This window comes from Bombilactobacillus sp. ESL1094 (genome assembly GCF_058107425.1).
On the sequence record NZ_JBYLUM010000001.1, the window covers coordinates 799,708 to 815,458 of the forward strand.

Consider the following 15,751-nt stretch of genomic DNA (forward strand, 5'->3'; position numbering starts at 1 on the left):
AAAAATGGCTCAAATTAATGATTACGCACAATGGTTTCATAATATTATTCGACCAGACAATCTGTATCTCAGCATTCGCGACACTGCCCGTGCCTGTCAAGTTACTGATACGCAGATTCGCTACTGGATTAAAAATGGCTATCTCAAAACCGTCAAAACCGAAAACGGCGCAGTGAAGTTACCCTACCAACAAGTAATTCACGCCCGCATGATTAAAAATTTTTTAGACGATGGTTATACCCTGCACGCTGCCGTTGACAAGATGAGAGACAACCTGTCAATTGCCCGCTCTGTCCAGCACATTTTATTAGATAGTATTCAAAATATCTCTATCCAAAATGATAATATTATTTTAGATTTTGGTCCGCTAGCCGAAGATCATAGTCAACATGTCTATTGCATTGATAATCATCAACAAACAAAATTTACTATTCAAAAACCGGAGCTGCTCAATCAAACATTTTAGTCAAAATAACTCTTATGCCAGGCTGCACAGCCGCACTGGCTTTTTCTTTTCAGTAGTAGATTTGTTACAATAAACTAAATTGCTAGTAGCTGGTTAATTGGCTTTATAACCGAAAGCAGCAGTTAATATGAGCTGAATGCATTTTTTTGACGTTACTATTCTAAAGGAGAATTCTGTGAATTTCATTATTAATTTGTACCGGCCGTTTTTTGAGTTACACAATTGGGAGAAAGTCATTCAGTCACCGAATGACTGGTTATTGATTATTTCGTTAATTATTATGGAGTGTCTTTTGTCTGTTGATAATTCGATCGTTCTCGCCGCCCAAGCACATACCTTAAAAACTAAAAAAGAACAGGCAGATGCCCTGTTTTACGGTATTTGGGGAGCTTTTATTTTTCGCTTCTTAGTAATTGGCATTGGCACTTATTTAATTGACTTTTGGTGGATTAAAATCCTAGGTGCAATTTATCTAGTATATATGTCAGTTCATTTTTTCTGGGAAAAATTTTCCGGCGAAAAAAAGCAGATTAAAATGTTTAAAATCAAAGGCTTATCTCCGTTATGGCAAGTGATTATTTCGGTTGAATTTACCGATATTATGTTTTCCTTGGACTCCGTGTTAACCCTCATCGCGGTATCCAATAATCCCGTCATTATTTTAATTGGTAGTGTGATCGGAATTATTGCCATGCGGGGAGTGGCCGAAGTAATTATGAGTTTAATGAACAAAATCCCCGAATTGGAACCCATGGCTTATATTTTAATTTTATTAATTGCCGTGAAATTATTTTTGACGATTCCCGCCATTAACATTGAAATTCCGAATTCCATGTTTACGCTGGCTTTAGCCGTTGCTTTTATTGTTACTTTTGTGATCCATTTTATCCGTAAAAAACAGACTAAAAAATAGTCTGTTTTTTGATTTCATTCTAGCGCTTCGTTATTATGGTAGTAAGATCTCTCCTTAAAATACAAGTATTTTTGCCAAGATCGATTCTATTACCTAATGGTATCAAGACAACAATTAATTGGATTTAACTTGACGCTTATAACACTGGCGTGATTTTAATTAATTGTACTTTTGTCGTAGCTATTTTTAATGTCAGCGACTATTAATCCTGACAAACACAGAGAGGAGTATCAACTGCATGACAGATAATACACCAATGGTGGAGTTTAAAAATGTCACTAAAATCTATAAAGGAAAAACGCCCGCGGTTAGTAACGCTAATATCAAAATTGCTCAAGGAGAATTTTGCTGTTTTATCGGTACTTCCGGTTCGGGCAAGACCACTTTAATGCGAATGATTAATCGCATGAATAGCATTACTTCTGGTGATGTTTTAATTAAGGGAAAAAGTGTCAACAGCTTTAACGCGGTCGATTTGCGCCGCAAAATTGGGTATGTGATTCAAAATAATGGGCTCATGCCCCATATGACGATTAAAGATAATATTATTTTAGTTCCAAAACTATTAAAATGGCCTAAAGACAAACTAGACAAACGGGCCAAAGAATTAATTCAACTGGCCGAATTACCAGAAGAGTATTTAGACCGCTACCCTTCCGAATTATCCGGTGGCCAACAACAAAGAATTGGTGTGGTTCGCGCCCTCGCAGCTGATCAAGATTTGATCTTAATGGACGAACCATTTGGGGCATTAGATCCTATTACGCGGGATAATTTACAAGATTTAGTTCAAAAATTGCAACGCGATACGGGCAAAACCTTTGTCTTTGTCACTCACGATATGGATGAAGCTTTAAAATTAGCCACCCATATTGTCATTATGCATGATGGTCAAGTGGTCCAAGATGATACCCCTGATCAAATCTTACGACACCCCGCTAATGATTTCGTGGAAAACTTAATTGGTGAAGATCGGTTAGCTGAAGCCAAGCATGATATGGTGCAAGTTAAAGAAATCATGTTGACGGAGCCGGTACAAATCAACTTGGGTGCTTCCTTAAAAGAAGCTTTGGTTTTAATGAAACAACGGCATGTTGATACCTTATTAGTAACCGATGATGACAAACACCTCAAAGGTTTGATTCGCATTGAGCGCTTGGAACATCGTTACCATAAGGCCGCAGGAGTCAGTGATATTTTAGATACGAATATCTATACTGTACGTCCTGAAGCCTACTTGCGTGATACAGTGGATCGAATTTTAAAACGGGGTTCTAGTTATGTACCTGTAGTTGATCATAATGGCGTTTTAGTCGGGATTGTTACCCGTTCAGCTTTAGTTAATTTGGTTTACAACACCATCTGGGGGGATAGCGATCCGCTCGCTGAAAGCCAGGATAATAATCACACGCCATCTAAAGGAGCTGAGCAAAATAATGAGTAGTTTTTTAGCACAGCATGGTTCTGAATTATTAGTTAAAACTTGGGAACAAATTTATATTTCAGCTATTTCTCTAGGCTTGGGCATTTTGGTCGCTGTTCCCTTGGGCATTGTATTATCTCGTTTTCCCAAAACGGCCAATATTGTCATGAATATTGCTAGTATGCTGCAAACTATTCCGGCCTTAGCTTTATTAGCCTTAATGATCCCAGTGTTTGGCATTGGGCAATTACCCGCAATTATTGCTTTATTCATTTATAGTTTAATGCCGATTTTGCGTAACACTTATATTGGTATTAAAGGGGTCGATCCTAATATTATTGACTCCGCCAAGGGCATTGGCATGACTAATTGGCAATCAATTATTAAAGTCGAGGTTCCTTTGGCGATGCCCGTAATTATGTCGGGGATTCGTTTATCCGCTATCTATGTCATTGCGTGGTCCACCTTAGCTTCTTACATTGGTGCTGGTGGTTTAGGCGACTTCATTTTTAATGGTTTGAACTTGTTCCAACCAGCCTTAATTTTAGGAGGCACCATTCCAGTCATTATCTTAGCCATTCTCACCGACTATCTATTAGGCAAATTAGAACAAAAGCTAACACCAGTTTCCAGTAAAATTAACTAAGGGGGTTGAACTATGAAAAAGAAACTACGCCGCTGTTTACTGGCCTTAGTTTTATTATTAACAACTGTCACCGCTAGTGGTTGCAGCCTACCCGGTCTCAGTTCCGCACAAGGCAATAGTGATACGGTACGAATTGCTTCTTTAAATACAACTGAATCACAGGTTATTGCTAACATTATCAGCGAATTAGTAGCTCATGAAACCAATTATCATACCGAAATCGTCAATAACCTCGGTTCGGCACCGCTTATGCACCAAGCTTTAATTCGTAAAGATGCTGACATTCAAGCTGTATCTTATAGTGGTACCGAATTAACCACGACGCTAAATCTACCGCCAACTAAAAGTGCAGCTAAAGCAACCCGAATTGTTAGTCAAACGGTTAAACGCCGCTATAATCAAACCTTATTTCCTACTTACGGTTTTGAAAACAAATTTGCCTTTATGGTCACACAAAAAACTGCTAAAAAGTATGGTTTAAACAAGGTGTCCGATTTAGGTAAAGTGGCCAATAGTTCCACGATTGGTGTAGATGCTAACTGGTTAAATCGTAAGGGCGATGGTTATAAAGATTTTACTCGTTATTATGGTTTTGAGTTTGCGAAAGCCTATCCCATGCAGATTGGGTTAGTTTATTCGGCATTAGCCTCTAACAAGATGGATGTCGTTTTAGGTTACTCTACTGACGGACGCGTAGACAGCTATCACTTAAAGCAACTACAAGATGATAAAAAGTTTTTCCCACCATATAAGTGTTCTATGCTCGTGAACAATTCTTTATTAAAAGAACATCCTGATTTAAAACCCATTTTACACCGCTTAGATGGCAAGATTAACGTCCATACCATGCGTAAGCTCAACTATCAAGTTGATGATCAATTGCTAGAACCCCAAGTTGTCGCCCACAAATTCTTACAGGAAAATCATTATTTCCGAGGTGATAAGTAGATGTCACATTTAAATATTTGGCAACAATTAATTTATTATTATCAGCACAACGGCATGTATATCTTGCAACAATTCTGTCGGCATTTTTTAATTTCGATTTATGGCGTTTTGTTCGCGGCCATCATTGGTATTCCTGTGGGCATTTTAATTGCTCGTAATCATAAGCTTGGTAACTTCGTGATCAGTATTGCCAATGTAATTCAAACCATTCCGTCTTTAGCCCTCTTGTCGATTATCATGATTGGCATGGGGTTAGGCGTCAATACGGTCATTGTGACTGTGTTCTTATATTCTTTATTGCCAATTATCAAGAACACTTACACTGGTATGCGCAATGTTGATGCTAATATCATTGATTCTGGTAGAGGCATGGGGATGACCAATTGGCAAATCTTGTATATGGTCCGTTTGCCCCTATCATTATCAATTATTATGGCCGGCATTCGCAACGCTCTGGTCTTAGCGATCGGGATTACAGCAATCGGGGCATTTGTTGGTGCCGGTGGTTTAGGCGACATTATTATTCGGGGTACCAACGCCACCAATGGTGGTGCCTTGATTTTAGCTGGGGCTTTACCGACTGCCTTAATGTCAATTATTTCCGATACCCTTCTCAACTTATTAGAAAAATGGTTAAAACCCGCTGGTTTAGAAGGTTAATTAGCACTATCTAATTAATAGTGATAATTAGTTGAAATTTATAACGTTGGAGGCTACAATGTGGTTATAAATTGAAAGGAAGTAATCAGTTATGAATAATAATTTAACGAATCGTCGTGGCGATATGTTTGATATGTTCAACAATATGGATCGTTGGTTTAACAATATGACACCGAGTTTTACTAACTCTAATATGAAGACTGATGTTTCTGAATCAAGCCAAGCCTATGATGTTGCCATTGATTTACCCGATTTAGATAAGAAGGATATTAGCATTAATTACGACCGTGATATCTTGACCGTATCTGCAAAGCGTGATTCTTTCTCTGACGCCAGCAATGACCAAGGTCAGATGATCATGAATGAGCGCTCCTACGGTCGCTTTAGCCGCCAATATCGCTTACCTAATGTGGAGCGTAATCAGGTCAGTGCGCAATATACCAACGGTGTTTTACAAATTCATTTACCTAAAGCTCAACCAAATTCTAGTAACGATACCAAAATTGACATTCAATAATTAATACTTCACAACGTCCTCTGTAATTGTCGATAACAATTGCAGGGGATTTTTTTATAATCATTAGCACAACCAGCTTTAGACTTGATTGCTCGTTTTCAAAAATTTTTTTATGTTGCTTATCAAAAAGTGGTAAATTAATTAAGTATTAGTACTCTTGGGAGAATGAAATGAAAAAGAAAATTAATTTATTTCACTTAGTCATGCTGGCACTGGGATCATTAATTGGTTCCGGTTGGCTCTTTGGTTCGTGGGAAGCCGCCAAAATTGCCGGTCCGGCGGCCATTTTAGCTTGGGTAATCGGAGCAGTCATTATTGGCGCAATTGCTTATAATTATGTCGAATTAGGGACCATGTTTCCCGAATCTGGGGGCATGAGTAAATTCGCCCAATATAGTCATGGTTCCTTACTCGGCTTTATTGCTGCCTGGGCCAACTGGATCTCTTTAATTACTCTAATTCCGATTGAAGCAGTAGCGGCCGTGCAATATATGAGTTCGTGGCCGTGGTCTTGGGCTCAATTTACCCACCATTTATTAAATCATGGAGTAATTACCAATTCCGGCTTACTAGTCGTTTTTGTATTCATCATCGTGTTTACACTGATCAATTACTGGTCTATTGATTTATTAACGCGTTTTACCAGCTTCATTTCTATCTTTAAAGTCGTTGTTCCCCTATTAACTATCATTCTATTAACCATCAGTAGTTTTCATCCGGCTAATTACGGCCATAGTTGGCACACTTTTATGCCTTATGGTAGTGCGCCCATTTTTGCGGCCACTTCTGTTTCCGGGATTATTTTTTCCTTTGATGCTTTTCAAACCGTGATTAATATGGGTAACGAAATTACTAATCCGAAAAAAAACGTAGGCCGGGGCATTACCATCTCACTCAGTATCAGTGCTGTATTATACATTCTCTTACAGAGTACCTTTATTACCACATTAACACCCAAAATGTTAAGTCATGGCTGGCAAGGTTTGAATTTTAATTCACCCTTTGCGGATTTAGCCATCTTAATCGGACTTTCCTGGCTGTCAATTCTTTTATACTTAGATGCTTTTGTTTCGCCCTTTGGTACGGGAGTTTCGTTTGCTGCCTCCAGTTCGCGCGCTTTAGCGGCTATGGTCGACAGTGAACACTTGCCGACTTTCATTGGCAAAATGAATGCCAAATACCACACTCCGCGCACGGCCATGATTATTGATGCCGTTTTGAGCATGATCATGGTGAGTGTTTTTCGTTCCTGGTCCACGCTGGCAACGGTCATTTGCACTTCCACATTAATCGCCTATCTTACAGGACCAGTCACTGTCGTTTCCTTGCGTAAATTAGCCCCGCAGTTTCACCGTCCTGTCAAATTAAAACATTTATCCTGGTTAGCACCGCTTGCCTTTGTGCTAACTTCTTTAGCGATTTATTGGGGCATGTGGCCCACTACCATTGAAGTTATTTTAGTCATTTGCCTGGGTCTACCAATTTATTTTTACTATGAGGCCAAAAATCATTGGCAACAAACCAGCGCTAATCTCAAAGGTGCCGCCTGGTTGTTATGTTATTTACTATTTATGACACTTAGCTCTTTACTAGGTAGCCATGAATTTCACGGTTTGAATTGGATCAAATATCCTTGGGACTTTGGTGTCATTATTATCGGCAGTCTATTATTTTACTTCTGGGGTTTGAAAAGTGCTTGGCCATCCACCTTCTTAAAAAAAGCTCAAACGGCCAACCAAAAATCGCACTCTTAATCCTTGACTTCGTGTTACTCGAAGGTGCTACAGTCAATTTATCCTAGGAGGTTAGATCATGAAGCAAGTTCCAAATATTACGTTGAATAATGGTGTGCAAATGCCTCAAGAAGGTTTTGGCGTCTTCAAAATTGCTGATTTAAAGCAGTGTCAAACTGCCGTACAAACAGCTTTAGATACTGGTTATCGCTTAATTGATACCGCGCAAGCTTACTATAATGAAGAAGCTGTCGGTCAAGCAATTGCTGAGAGTTCCGTCAATCGGCAAGATATTTTCTTAACTACTAAAGTTTGGGTTTCAAATTACGGTTATCAACAAACTAAAGATTCTCTCCAAGAATCAATGCACAAACTCCAAACTGATTATTTAGATTTAGTGTTACTCCACCAACCATTTAATGACTACTATGGTGCTTATCGTGCTTTAGAAGAGTTATATCAAGCTGGGCAAATTCGGGCGATTGGTGTTTCCAACTTTTTACCTGATCGTTTTGTTGATTTAGCAGAATTTAACGATGTTCAACCAGCAGTGAACCAATTAGAAACGCACGTTTTCTATCAACAACGTACTGCCAAAAAATATTTAGATCAATACCAAACCCAACTGATGGCGTGGGGACCTTTGGCTCAAGGTCAAAATGATTTATTCCATAATCCCACCTTGGTCCAAATCGGACAACAACATCACAAAACAGCGGCGCAAGTTGCTTTGCGCTACTTGATTCAATTAGGCATTGTCATTATCCCGAAGTCAATTCATCCTGACCGCATGCAACAAAATTTAGATTTATGGGATTTTGCATTAACACCTGAACAAATGCAGCAAATTCAAAAACTAGATGCGCCGAATGCGCCCAGAAAAGATCGGCGTGCTCCAGAAAATGTCAAGTTCTATAAAGACTACGATCAAAATAATCGACCTTCCTAATTAGCTCCGACAGCTGATTAACAAAGAATTACAAATCAAAAAAGACTGGTTCTAGTCATTGATCCTTAAAAACCACTAGCTACAATGCTAGTACGCAATTAACGTGGATCATTGTTCGGCTGATTGCTCCAGTCTTTTTTTGATATACATAGCGAACTAATATTTTATTCAGCAGTCATTTCATTAGTAATCAGGCGAATCTTACTTTGGCCCTGACCCGTAGTCTGAATACGAATTTGATTAGGAATTTGTTCCCGCAATAAATCGACATGACTGATAATTCCGATCAGCCGATCTTGACTTTCCAATTGTTCCAAGGCCGTGAGCGCCGTCGTTAAAGTAGCTTGGTCTAAAGACCCGAAACCTTCGTCAATAAACAGCGTTTCAATACTAATACCACCAGCCTGTTGCTGAATCACTTCCCCCAATGCTAAGGCTAAACTCAAAGCTGCTAAGAAACTTTCTCCTCCCGACAACGTATGAACACTCCGTACTTGGCCGACGTGATCATCATAAACATCAATTTCTAAACCGGTATTTTTCTGATAAACACCTTTTTGTTGGTGCAACAACATGTAATAACGCCCCGAACTTAACTGCTGTAAATGTTGATTCGCGACTTCCAAAATTTCGGCTAGTTGGGCCTGCAAAACAAAACGTTCTAAGCTTAACTTGACTTCATTGTTGCCCGACATTGTTGTCACTAATAAGGTTAATTGCTCTAGTTTTTGCTGAATGGCTTGCAACTTTTGCGCACTAGTTTGGATCTGTTGCAGGAGTTGTTCATTGAATAGAACTTGTTGCTGCAATTGGTCGCAAGATTGTGTTTGTTGCACTAATTGAGCTTGTAGCTGATCCAATTGTGCTTGCAGCTCCTGTAAATCAATCATTTCTTGTTGACCGACTAAATTTTGGTAAATATCAATTTGATTATTCACCTGCTGTAATTGTTGCTGATACTGTGTAAGTTGTGTTTGTAAAGTCGGCAATTGGTCCAGTTGCGATAATAATTGCTGCCATTGTTGTTGCGCATTCTGCGTAAAATGGTCCTGGAGGCGTTGCTGCCAATCAGCGGTTTGCTTGGTCAATTCCGCCGTTAATTGTTGGACTTGTTGAGTTAAAACTTGCGCTTGTGCTTGCGCGGTAACTAGTTGTTGCTTGGTCGTAGCTTGTTGGTGTTCTAGCAACGCTTTTTGATCATTAAATTGGTTAATTTGCTGTTCTAACTCTTCCATACGTTGCTCTAGTTCAGCCTCATGAGGCCATTTGATCGTCAATTGCGCTTGTAAATTCTGCTGTTGACTCTGCAAAACTTGAAGTTTTGTAGTCTGCTCTTGTAATTGTTGCTGTGTAGCCTGTTTTTGAGCAAGTTCTGTTTGCCAAGCTTGGCGTAATTGTGGCAACTCTTGGGTTTGCTGTTGCCAGTGAGTCCAACTAGCGGTACGTTGTTTAATTAATTGTTGGTGCTGAGTAATTTGTTGCGTTAACTGCGACTGTAATTGCTCCAGCGTCACAGCTGAATCCCATGTCAGATTGATACTTTGCCATAATTTTTGTAATTGTTGCTGAGATTGTTGGTAGTCTAACTGTTGGTTTTGTAATTGCTGCGTTTGCTCTTCTACAATAGTTTGCAAACGAACTAACTGTTGTTGGTGTTGCTGTAATTGCGTATTTGTTGCTTGCCACTGCTGTAAACTAACAGTAGCTTGCGTAATCACCGGCGGTTTGGGATGCTTGCGACTACCACAAACAGGGCAGGGCTGGTTAGTTTGTAATTGTGCGGCCAAAGTTTGAATTTGTTGGTGTTGACGTTGGCGCTCTTGCTGTGCGGATTGTTGCTGCCAGTGGCGCACATTTTGTTGCTCTTGTTGCAATGCTTGTTGCTGAAGCTTTTGATCCGCCTGCAATTGTACTTGTTTTTGTTGCAGTGTACTTAATCGTGCGACCTGAGTTTGCATGGTCTGCATGGTTTGCAATTTTTGCCGGTCTGTAGCGATTTGGCTGAGATCTTGTGGCGGACTTTGTAGTTGGGTTTGAACTTGCTCATACTGCGATTGTGTTTGTTCGACCACTAACTGTTGCTGCTGCAATTGTTCTTGCAAGGTTTGTACTCGGGGCTGCAATTGTTGAATTTGTTGCAGTGTTGCTTGCAACTTAGTCAAAATCGGCTGCTGCTGTTGTAAGAGTTCCAATTCCTGCTGCTGGCGGTCTTGTTGGGCTTGCTGTTGTTGTAATTTACTTAATTGTTGCGTTTGTTGTTGATAAATTTGCTGCTGTTGGCACACTTCTTGCTGGACTTGTTGTAATTGCTGTTGCGAAGATTGTTGACGGTCTTGTTGCTGGTGGATCATTTGTAATAAAGGCTGTTGCTGTTGCACCCACTGCAATTGCGTAATTGTTTGTTGCATTTGCGTAAATTTTGGTTGCTCTTGCTTTAATTTATGCTGCTCAGCCTTTTTTTGCTGCAACAATTGAATTTGCTGATTCAATGTTTGAGCATGTGTTAATAACTGCTGCTGTTGTTGTACTTGTTGCTGTAGTTTGGTTTGAGCGCTTTTTTGCTGTGCCAATTGTTGCTCGTCATGGTCTTGTTGTGTCGTTAACTGGGATATTTTACTATCTACATCACTAGTAGTTGGTTTGACCGCCCAGTGAACTTTATCCAATAACAACTTCAATTCTTGCTGCAAATTAGTCTGTGTTTTTTTATAATCTTTCAATTGTTCATTTAAGACTTGCGTCCATTTTTGATACAACTGTGTCCGAAAAATTTTACGTAAAACTGTTTCTTTATCATTACTAGACGCCATTAAAAAGCGTTGAAAGTCTCCTTGTGGCAATAACACAATCTGCACAAATTGTTGGCGGGACAGCTGTAAAACATCGAGTAATTTTAAATTAATGTCTTTGATTTTGGTCAATTCCGCGATTTGTTGGCCCTGTTCAAAAATTGCTAACCGCCCGGTGCTTTCGTAAACTTTTTGTCCCACCCCGCGCTTTTTGGGTAGAACCTGCTTAGGACAGCGAGTAATTTGATACTCACGTTGTTGATGTACAAAGTTTAATTGCACTTGGGTGGGTTCACTGGCAGATGCAAAATCCGAACGAAAACTCTCCGGTGTCCGCGCATCGGTGGTTGTTGCTCCATATAAAGCAAAAGTCAAAGCTTCAAAAATAGTGGTTTTACCACTCCCCGTCGGACCGGTAATTAAAAACAAGCCCGAATGTGCGAAGGTCGTAAAATCCACCGTTTCGTGGACATAAGGTCCAAAATTTTGCATTACTAATTTTAATGGCCGCAAAGCTTACACCTCTTTTTGAGCCGTTTTTAAAGCTGCAGTGGCCCACTTTAATTGCTCAGTTGTTAAAGTTCTTTGTGTGGTTTGTTGATAAAACTTGGTTAATAATTGCATCGGATCTTGATGTAAATCCGGCCGCTTTTTTAAGGTCGTCTGCGGCAGTTGAATGGCTGTTGCCCGTTGCACGCTCAAAATTTTCGGATAAATTTTTCGTAAACGAGATAATACATTGGGAATGATTTGCTGATCAGTTAAGATAAAGCCAAAATAATCATCTAAATTTAACTGCTGATAATAAGTTGGCGTGATTAAAGTTTGAAAATCCTGCGTTAGTTGGTGGACATCATGCAAGGGTTTTAAGGGCATAAAGGTTAAGTGAAAAGGTTCGGTATCCACTAGCCAAACTCCCTTAGTTTGCTGGGATTCGGACAATGAGAATTTAATTGGTGAACCACTATAACGAGCATTCGGCAATCTTAAAGCATCCTTACCATGTAAGTGCCCTAAGGCAACATAATCAAAATCGGCTAACAAGTTTTCTGGTACCGCGGCCAAGCCCCCAATTTTTAATGGCGTTTCGGAATTGGTTTGTAAACTCCCCGCCACAAAAAAATGTGCCACTAAAATATGCTTTTTTTGCGGATGAAACAACTGCTTAATTTTTTGCAACACCGGCACAATCGCTTGCTGTAAGGTCTTAAGCTGAGCGTCCGCAAAATATTGGCGGACGGCGAACGGTTCAAAATACGGCAATAAAAAAATCTGCGTATCCGCTAATTCAATCGGTTCAAACGCCTGTGCCAATTGGGTCGCCAGATACAAATTAGTATTTTGGTACCATGAACTACCTGTTGCCAGCCGCGTGGCACTGTCGTGATTGCCCGCAATCGCATAAATCGGCAAATGATCAACTAAATTAAGTTGCTTTAATTGCTGATTAAAGAGCGCTACTGCTTGTTCGGATGGTAAAGTTCGATCATATAAATCTCCTGCAATAATTATTCCATCGACATGTTGTTGCAAAGCAATTTGTTCAATTTGCTGAAAAGCAAACTCTTGCTCCGCTTGTAAACTAAAGCCGTGTAATTTTCGTCCTAAATGCCAATCGGCCGTGTGTAAAAAACGCATATTTTAACCTCTTTTAATTCATTGTACACTGAAATTTATGTACAACAAAAAAAGTTCGGTTCCATTAACTAGCGACATTAATTTACAATAGGACTGTTTTGAAAATTCCCTTAGCAAACTTTTTTACGTAAAGGATAATTGAAAATCGTGACTATTAAAAAGTCGATGATTAAAAATTCGATTACTAATTAATCCCAAGGCAATGGGTAAGAACAGAAATAAACTTAAAACAATAATCCAGTTAGAACTGGTAGCGCCCATTGTTTCTAAGGCCGTAGCTGGACCAATCAAACCAGAAAAACCAAATCCTGCACTTTGTGTCGTTCCAGTCACTTTAAAGATGGCGCCTACAGCTCCTAGGAAACCAGAATTAATCAATACCGGAATTAATAACTTCGGCTTGGCCATTAAGTTAGGCATCTGCATTTTGGGTGAACCTAAAAAATGGGCCAACGACGTGCCAATGGAATTAACCTGCCAGCCATAAATTGCTAAGGCAAAACTAGCCGCCGTAATCCCCAAATTAGCGCAACCAGCAGCCACACCACTAATTCCAATGGCCGAAGCGATTCCCACTGAAGAAATGGGGGACAAAATCAATAAAGCAAAAATCATTCCCACTAAAGTTCCCATCACAATTGGTTGAAAAGCCATTAATTGTTTAACCCCGAAGCCAATGAAGGCCGTTACTTGTTGGACGTAAGGCAACGTCATTAAGCCAATTCCTCCAGCAATGACAATGACAATTAAGGGGACCAATAAAATGGTATAAGCTTTTAATTTTTGGCCTAAATATAAGATCACCGCCTCAGCAAGCATAATCGTTATCGCTATATTAATCACATCACCACTACCTTGGACCACTAACTGTTGATGACTTAATTTCACATTTCCGGCGCCACACATAGCCGCAATAGCGACAGCTCCAGTTTGAATGGGTGTTAATTTTGCAGTCATCCCCACACAAATTCCGCCCATCACTGGTAATAAGCTGGTCGCAATTCCCGTTAAAAAATTTAAAATTTGAATTTGTGGCCAGATGGGAGTTAGCCACTTCACCAATAAACTGACTAAAACTCCGGGTACCAAGGCTAATACAATTCCCGTCGATAAACCGTTAATTGTTTCCCAACAAATTTTTTTAACATTTGACATTTTGATTCCTCCATCGCACTAAAAAAGCCTACATGTTTGACCATGCAGGCTTTTGACTTCTTACTCCAGCACTACACAGTTCAAAAGATGATGTTTTGATCTGTGTAGTCGTATAACAAAGAATACTGGTACTCAGATCAACGATCGAAAGTACCGGTAAAAATGAATATTCAACTGTCGGTTAATACTTAAACGCATCATGTTCACCTCAAATTGAATTTTAATTAAATATACTTAATTTATGATTAAAAAGCAAGAACTTTTTTTAATTTTATATTGCTTGCTTTCCGCAGATAACCTCTTTAAAGTAATGATTATTAATTATGAAGGAGAAACTTTATGAGTTATTTATACTTGCTCATTGCCGTCATTGGTGAAATCATTGGTACTTCATTACTGAAAGCCTCAAATGGTTTTACCCAATTATTTCCTACTGGTGGGGCCTTAATCTCTTACGGAATTTGTTTCTACTGTCTGTCATTATCGTTACGCAGTATCAACTTAAGTATTGCTTATGCGTTATGGTCAGGCGTAGGGATTATTGCCACCACCATCATTGGCGTCTTATTATGGCATGAAAAATTAAATTGGATGAGTGTTTTAGGTTTACTGTTGATCCTCATGGGCGTCATCTTAGTTAATTTATTCAATCACCATTGACCTAACTTTCTAGTAAATTTTTTCTTGGACAACTATGGTTGTTCTCAAACGTTTCACGTGAAACGTTTTCTTAGTAATAGACTCAAAAAGCCCCAATTACCAGCCATTCAACCGTAATTGGGACTTGCTTTTTTAAGCTTGTTTTTGATCAAATTTACATTGATGCAGTAGTACTTGATAGGACTGTTCTTGCATTTTGGAAATAGTTTTTTGATCCCACGCGTAAAAACCTTGCTTAGATTTAACGCCTAGTTGGTCCGTCATAACTTTATTTTGCAAAACCCAGTCCGTCTGTTTAGCACTGGACAAATTAGAATAAAGATAACTGCTCAAACGCTCCAACACATCTAAACCAATTACATCAGCTTGTGTTAGTGGACCCGCAGTTTGCCAATAACGGGCTAAACCATATTTAAAAATCGTATCAATCGTTTGGGCATCCACTACGCCGTGATCAATCAACGAAGTAGCCTCTCTCAGCACTGCCATTTCTAAGCGCTCACTAATAAAGCCTGCCCCCTCAGCAGTTAAATGCACCGGTTTTTTATTTAACGAAATAAACCAATCCATTAAGTGTTCGACGACCGCTTGAGCGGTCAATTGCCCAGACATAATTTCTACTAGCGGGATTAAATAAACTGGATAGCCAAAACATAGTCCCACAAAACGTTTGGGGTATTGTAATTGCTTTTGAATATCCGTCGGACACAAGTAAGTATTACAGTCAGCCAAGATGGCGTTTTGACTGACCAAGGGTTCAACTTCCTGCCAAAAATGCTGTTCCGCGAGCATCGTCATATGGTTGGTAACAAATACAATATCTGCATCTTGAAAAGCGGTGGCAGCTTGAATTACTAGATGAATATCATTCCAAACTTCTGTCAAAGTTGTTTGTAATAATTTTTGTTGCACCAAATCCGTTAATTGTTGTTGAATCTTTTGGTGGCATGTATCTAAATCAGCTTGCGGTACGATTAAATTAACCTGGTAACCGGACCCAGCCAATTGAATTGCTAAAGAACAACCCAATTTGTTGGAACCAACGATACAGCAGTTGTTTATTAGATTTGACTTCATCAATTAGCCTCCTAATTAATTAAACGTCAAATAATCAATTTAACCCATATCTTCCCCTAGCTTCATCATAGTCTGGTTCGATAACGATTACAAGCGTAACTTGGTGTGAACTTTCTGAAGCCGAGTGGAGAGTAACCTTACGAACCTTCAGCTGTTCAAACAAGACGAGACAAAAAA

14 protein-coding genes are annotated in these 15,751 nt (G+C 39.4%); 10 read left to right on the forward strand and 4 right to left on the reverse strand.

The features are described from left to right. Positions 1-4 precede the first annotated feature (4 nt). From AC3B5S_RS04040 to AC3B5S_RS04080, 9 genes are all read left to right on the forward strand, one after another. Positions 5-466, forward strand: a complete 462-nt coding sequence (locus AC3B5S_RS04040; RefSeq protein ID WP_489756970.1) for a MerR family transcriptional regulator — start codon at positions 5-7, stop codon at positions 464-466. A gap of 175 nt (positions 467-641) precedes the next feature. Continuing rightward, positions 642-1,379, forward strand: coding sequence for a DUF475 domain-containing protein (locus AC3B5S_RS04045; protein WP_489756969.1), 738 nt, complete (start codon positions 642-644; stop codon positions 1,377-1,379). Between the two features lie 238 nt (positions 1,380-1,617). After that, complete coding sequence (locus AC3B5S_RS04050; RefSeq protein WP_489756968.1) at positions 1,618-2,823, forward strand: betaine/proline/choline family ABC transporter ATP-binding protein; 1,206 nt, start codon at positions 1,618-1,620, stop codon at positions 2,821-2,823. Next, complete coding sequence (locus AC3B5S_RS04055) at positions 2,816-3,448, forward strand: ABC transporter permease (RefSeq protein ID WP_489756967.1); 633 nt, start codon at positions 2,816-2,818, stop codon at positions 3,446-3,448. The genes AC3B5S_RS04050 and AC3B5S_RS04055 overlap by 8 nt, the downstream gene beginning before the upstream one ends. 12 nt (positions 3,449-3,460) lie before the next feature. Next, positions 3,461-4,396 carry an osmoprotectant ABC transporter substrate-binding protein gene (locus AC3B5S_RS04060; protein WP_489756966.1) on the forward strand — a complete coding sequence of 312 codons (936 nt, stop codon included), beginning with the start codon at positions 3,461-3,463 and terminating at the stop codon, positions 4,394-4,396. Then, a complete protein-coding gene (locus AC3B5S_RS04065; RefSeq protein WP_489756965.1) occupies positions 4,397-5,056 on the forward strand; it encodes an ABC transporter permease in 660 nt (219 codons plus the stop codon). A gap of 91 nt (positions 5,057-5,147) precedes the next feature. Continuing rightward, positions 5,148-5,573 carry an Hsp20/alpha crystallin family protein gene (locus AC3B5S_RS04070; protein ID WP_489756964.1) on the forward strand — a complete coding sequence of 142 codons (426 nt, stop codon included), beginning with the start codon at positions 5,148-5,150 and terminating at the stop codon, positions 5,571-5,573. A gap of 203 nt (positions 5,574-5,776) precedes the next feature. Next, a complete protein-coding gene (locus AC3B5S_RS04075) occupies positions 5,777-7,327 on the forward strand; it encodes an APC family permease (RefSeq protein ID WP_489757699.1) in 1,551 nt (516 codons plus the stop codon). Positions 7,328-7,385: 58 nt separating this feature from the next. Next, entirely contained in the window at positions 7,386-8,255 is an 870-nt protein-coding gene (locus AC3B5S_RS04080; RefSeq protein WP_489790102.1) for an aldo/keto reductase, read from the forward strand. Positions 8,256-8,419: 164 nt separating this feature from the next. On the opposite strand, the gene AC3B5S_RS04085 is transcribed toward AC3B5S_RS04080, so the two are convergent. The 3 genes from AC3B5S_RS04085 to AC3B5S_RS04095 all read right to left on the reverse strand — a co-directional run bounded on the left by AC3B5S_RS04085 (position 8,420) and on the right by AC3B5S_RS04095 (position 13,837). Continuing rightward, positions 8,420-11,557 (reverse strand): AAA family ATPase, encoded by a 3,138-nt coding sequence (locus AC3B5S_RS04085; RefSeq protein ID WP_489790103.1) that lies wholly within the window; start codon positions 11,555-11,557, stop codon positions 8,420-8,422. A gap of 3 nt (positions 11,558-11,560) precedes the next feature. Beyond that, complete coding sequence (locus AC3B5S_RS04090; RefSeq protein ID WP_489790104.1) at positions 11,561-12,682, reverse strand: exonuclease SbcCD subunit D; 1,122 nt, start codon at positions 12,680-12,682, stop codon at positions 11,561-11,563. A gap of 123 nt (positions 12,683-12,805) precedes the next feature. Further along, complete coding sequence (locus tag AC3B5S_RS04095; RefSeq protein ID WP_489790105.1) at positions 12,806-13,837, reverse strand: PTS sugar transporter subunit IIC; 1,032 nt, start codon at positions 13,835-13,837, stop codon at positions 12,806-12,808. A gap of 339 nt (positions 13,838-14,176) precedes the next feature. Here AC3B5S_RS04095 and AC3B5S_RS04100 point away from each other — a divergent pair, with 339 nt between their 5' ends. After that, positions 14,177-14,497, forward strand: a complete 321-nt coding sequence (locus AC3B5S_RS04100) for a DMT family transporter (RefSeq protein ID WP_489756959.1) — start codon at positions 14,177-14,179, stop codon at positions 14,495-14,497. Positions 14,498-14,629: 132 nt separating this feature from the next. Here the strand turns inward: AC3B5S_RS04100 and AC3B5S_RS04105 are convergent, their stop codons facing one another. Continuing rightward, entirely contained in the window at positions 14,630-15,574 is a 945-nt protein-coding gene (locus tag AC3B5S_RS04105) for a 3-hydroxyacyl-CoA dehydrogenase family protein (RefSeq protein ID WP_489774673.1), read from the reverse strand. Between the last annotated feature and the right edge of the window lie 177 nt (positions 15,575-15,751).

Bases quoted from the DNA above. Each gene is read 5' to 3' on its own strand.
- AC3B5S_RS04105 (WP_489774673.1), bottom strand. From the start codon at position 15,574: ATGAAGTCAAATCTAATAAACAACTGCTGTATCGTTGGTTCCAACAAA.
- AC3B5S_RS04040 (WP_489756970.1), top strand. From the start codon at position 5: ATGGCTCAAATTAATGATTACGCACAATGGTTTCATAATATTATTCGA.
- AC3B5S_RS04080 (WP_489790102.1), top strand. From the start codon at position 7,386: ATGAAGCAAGTTCCAAATATTACGTTGAATAATGGTGTGCAAATGCCT.
- AC3B5S_RS04100 (WP_489756959.1), top strand. From the start codon at position 14,177: ATGAGTTATTTATACTTGCTCATTGCCGTCATTGGTGAAATCATTGGT.
- AC3B5S_RS04095 (WP_489790105.1), bottom strand. From the start codon at position 13,837: ATGTCAAATGTTAAAAAAATTTGTTGGGAAACAATTAACGGTTTATCG.
- AC3B5S_RS04050 (WP_489756968.1), top strand. From the start codon at position 1,618: ATGACAGATAATACACCAATGGTGGAGTTTAAAAATGTCACTAAAATC.
- AC3B5S_RS04060 (WP_489756966.1), top strand. From the start codon at position 3,461: ATGAAAAAGAAACTACGCCGCTGTTTACTGGCCTTAGTTTTATTATTA.
- AC3B5S_RS04075 (WP_489757699.1), top strand. From the start codon at position 5,777: ATGCTGGCACTGGGATCATTAATTGGTTCCGGTTGGCTCTTTGGTTCG.
- AC3B5S_RS04055 (WP_489756967.1), top strand. From the start codon at position 2,816: ATGAGTAGTTTTTTAGCACAGCATGGTTCTGAATTATTAGTTAAAACT.
- AC3B5S_RS04065 (WP_489756965.1), top strand. From the start codon at position 4,397: ATGTCACATTTAAATATTTGGCAACAATTAATTTATTATTATCAGCAC.
- AC3B5S_RS04070 (WP_489756964.1), top strand. From the start codon at position 5,148: ATGAATAATAATTTAACGAATCGTCGTGGCGATATGTTTGATATGTTC.
- AC3B5S_RS04090 (WP_489790104.1), bottom strand. From the start codon at position 12,682: ATGCGTTTTTTACACACGGCCGATTGGCATTTAGGACGAAAATTACAC.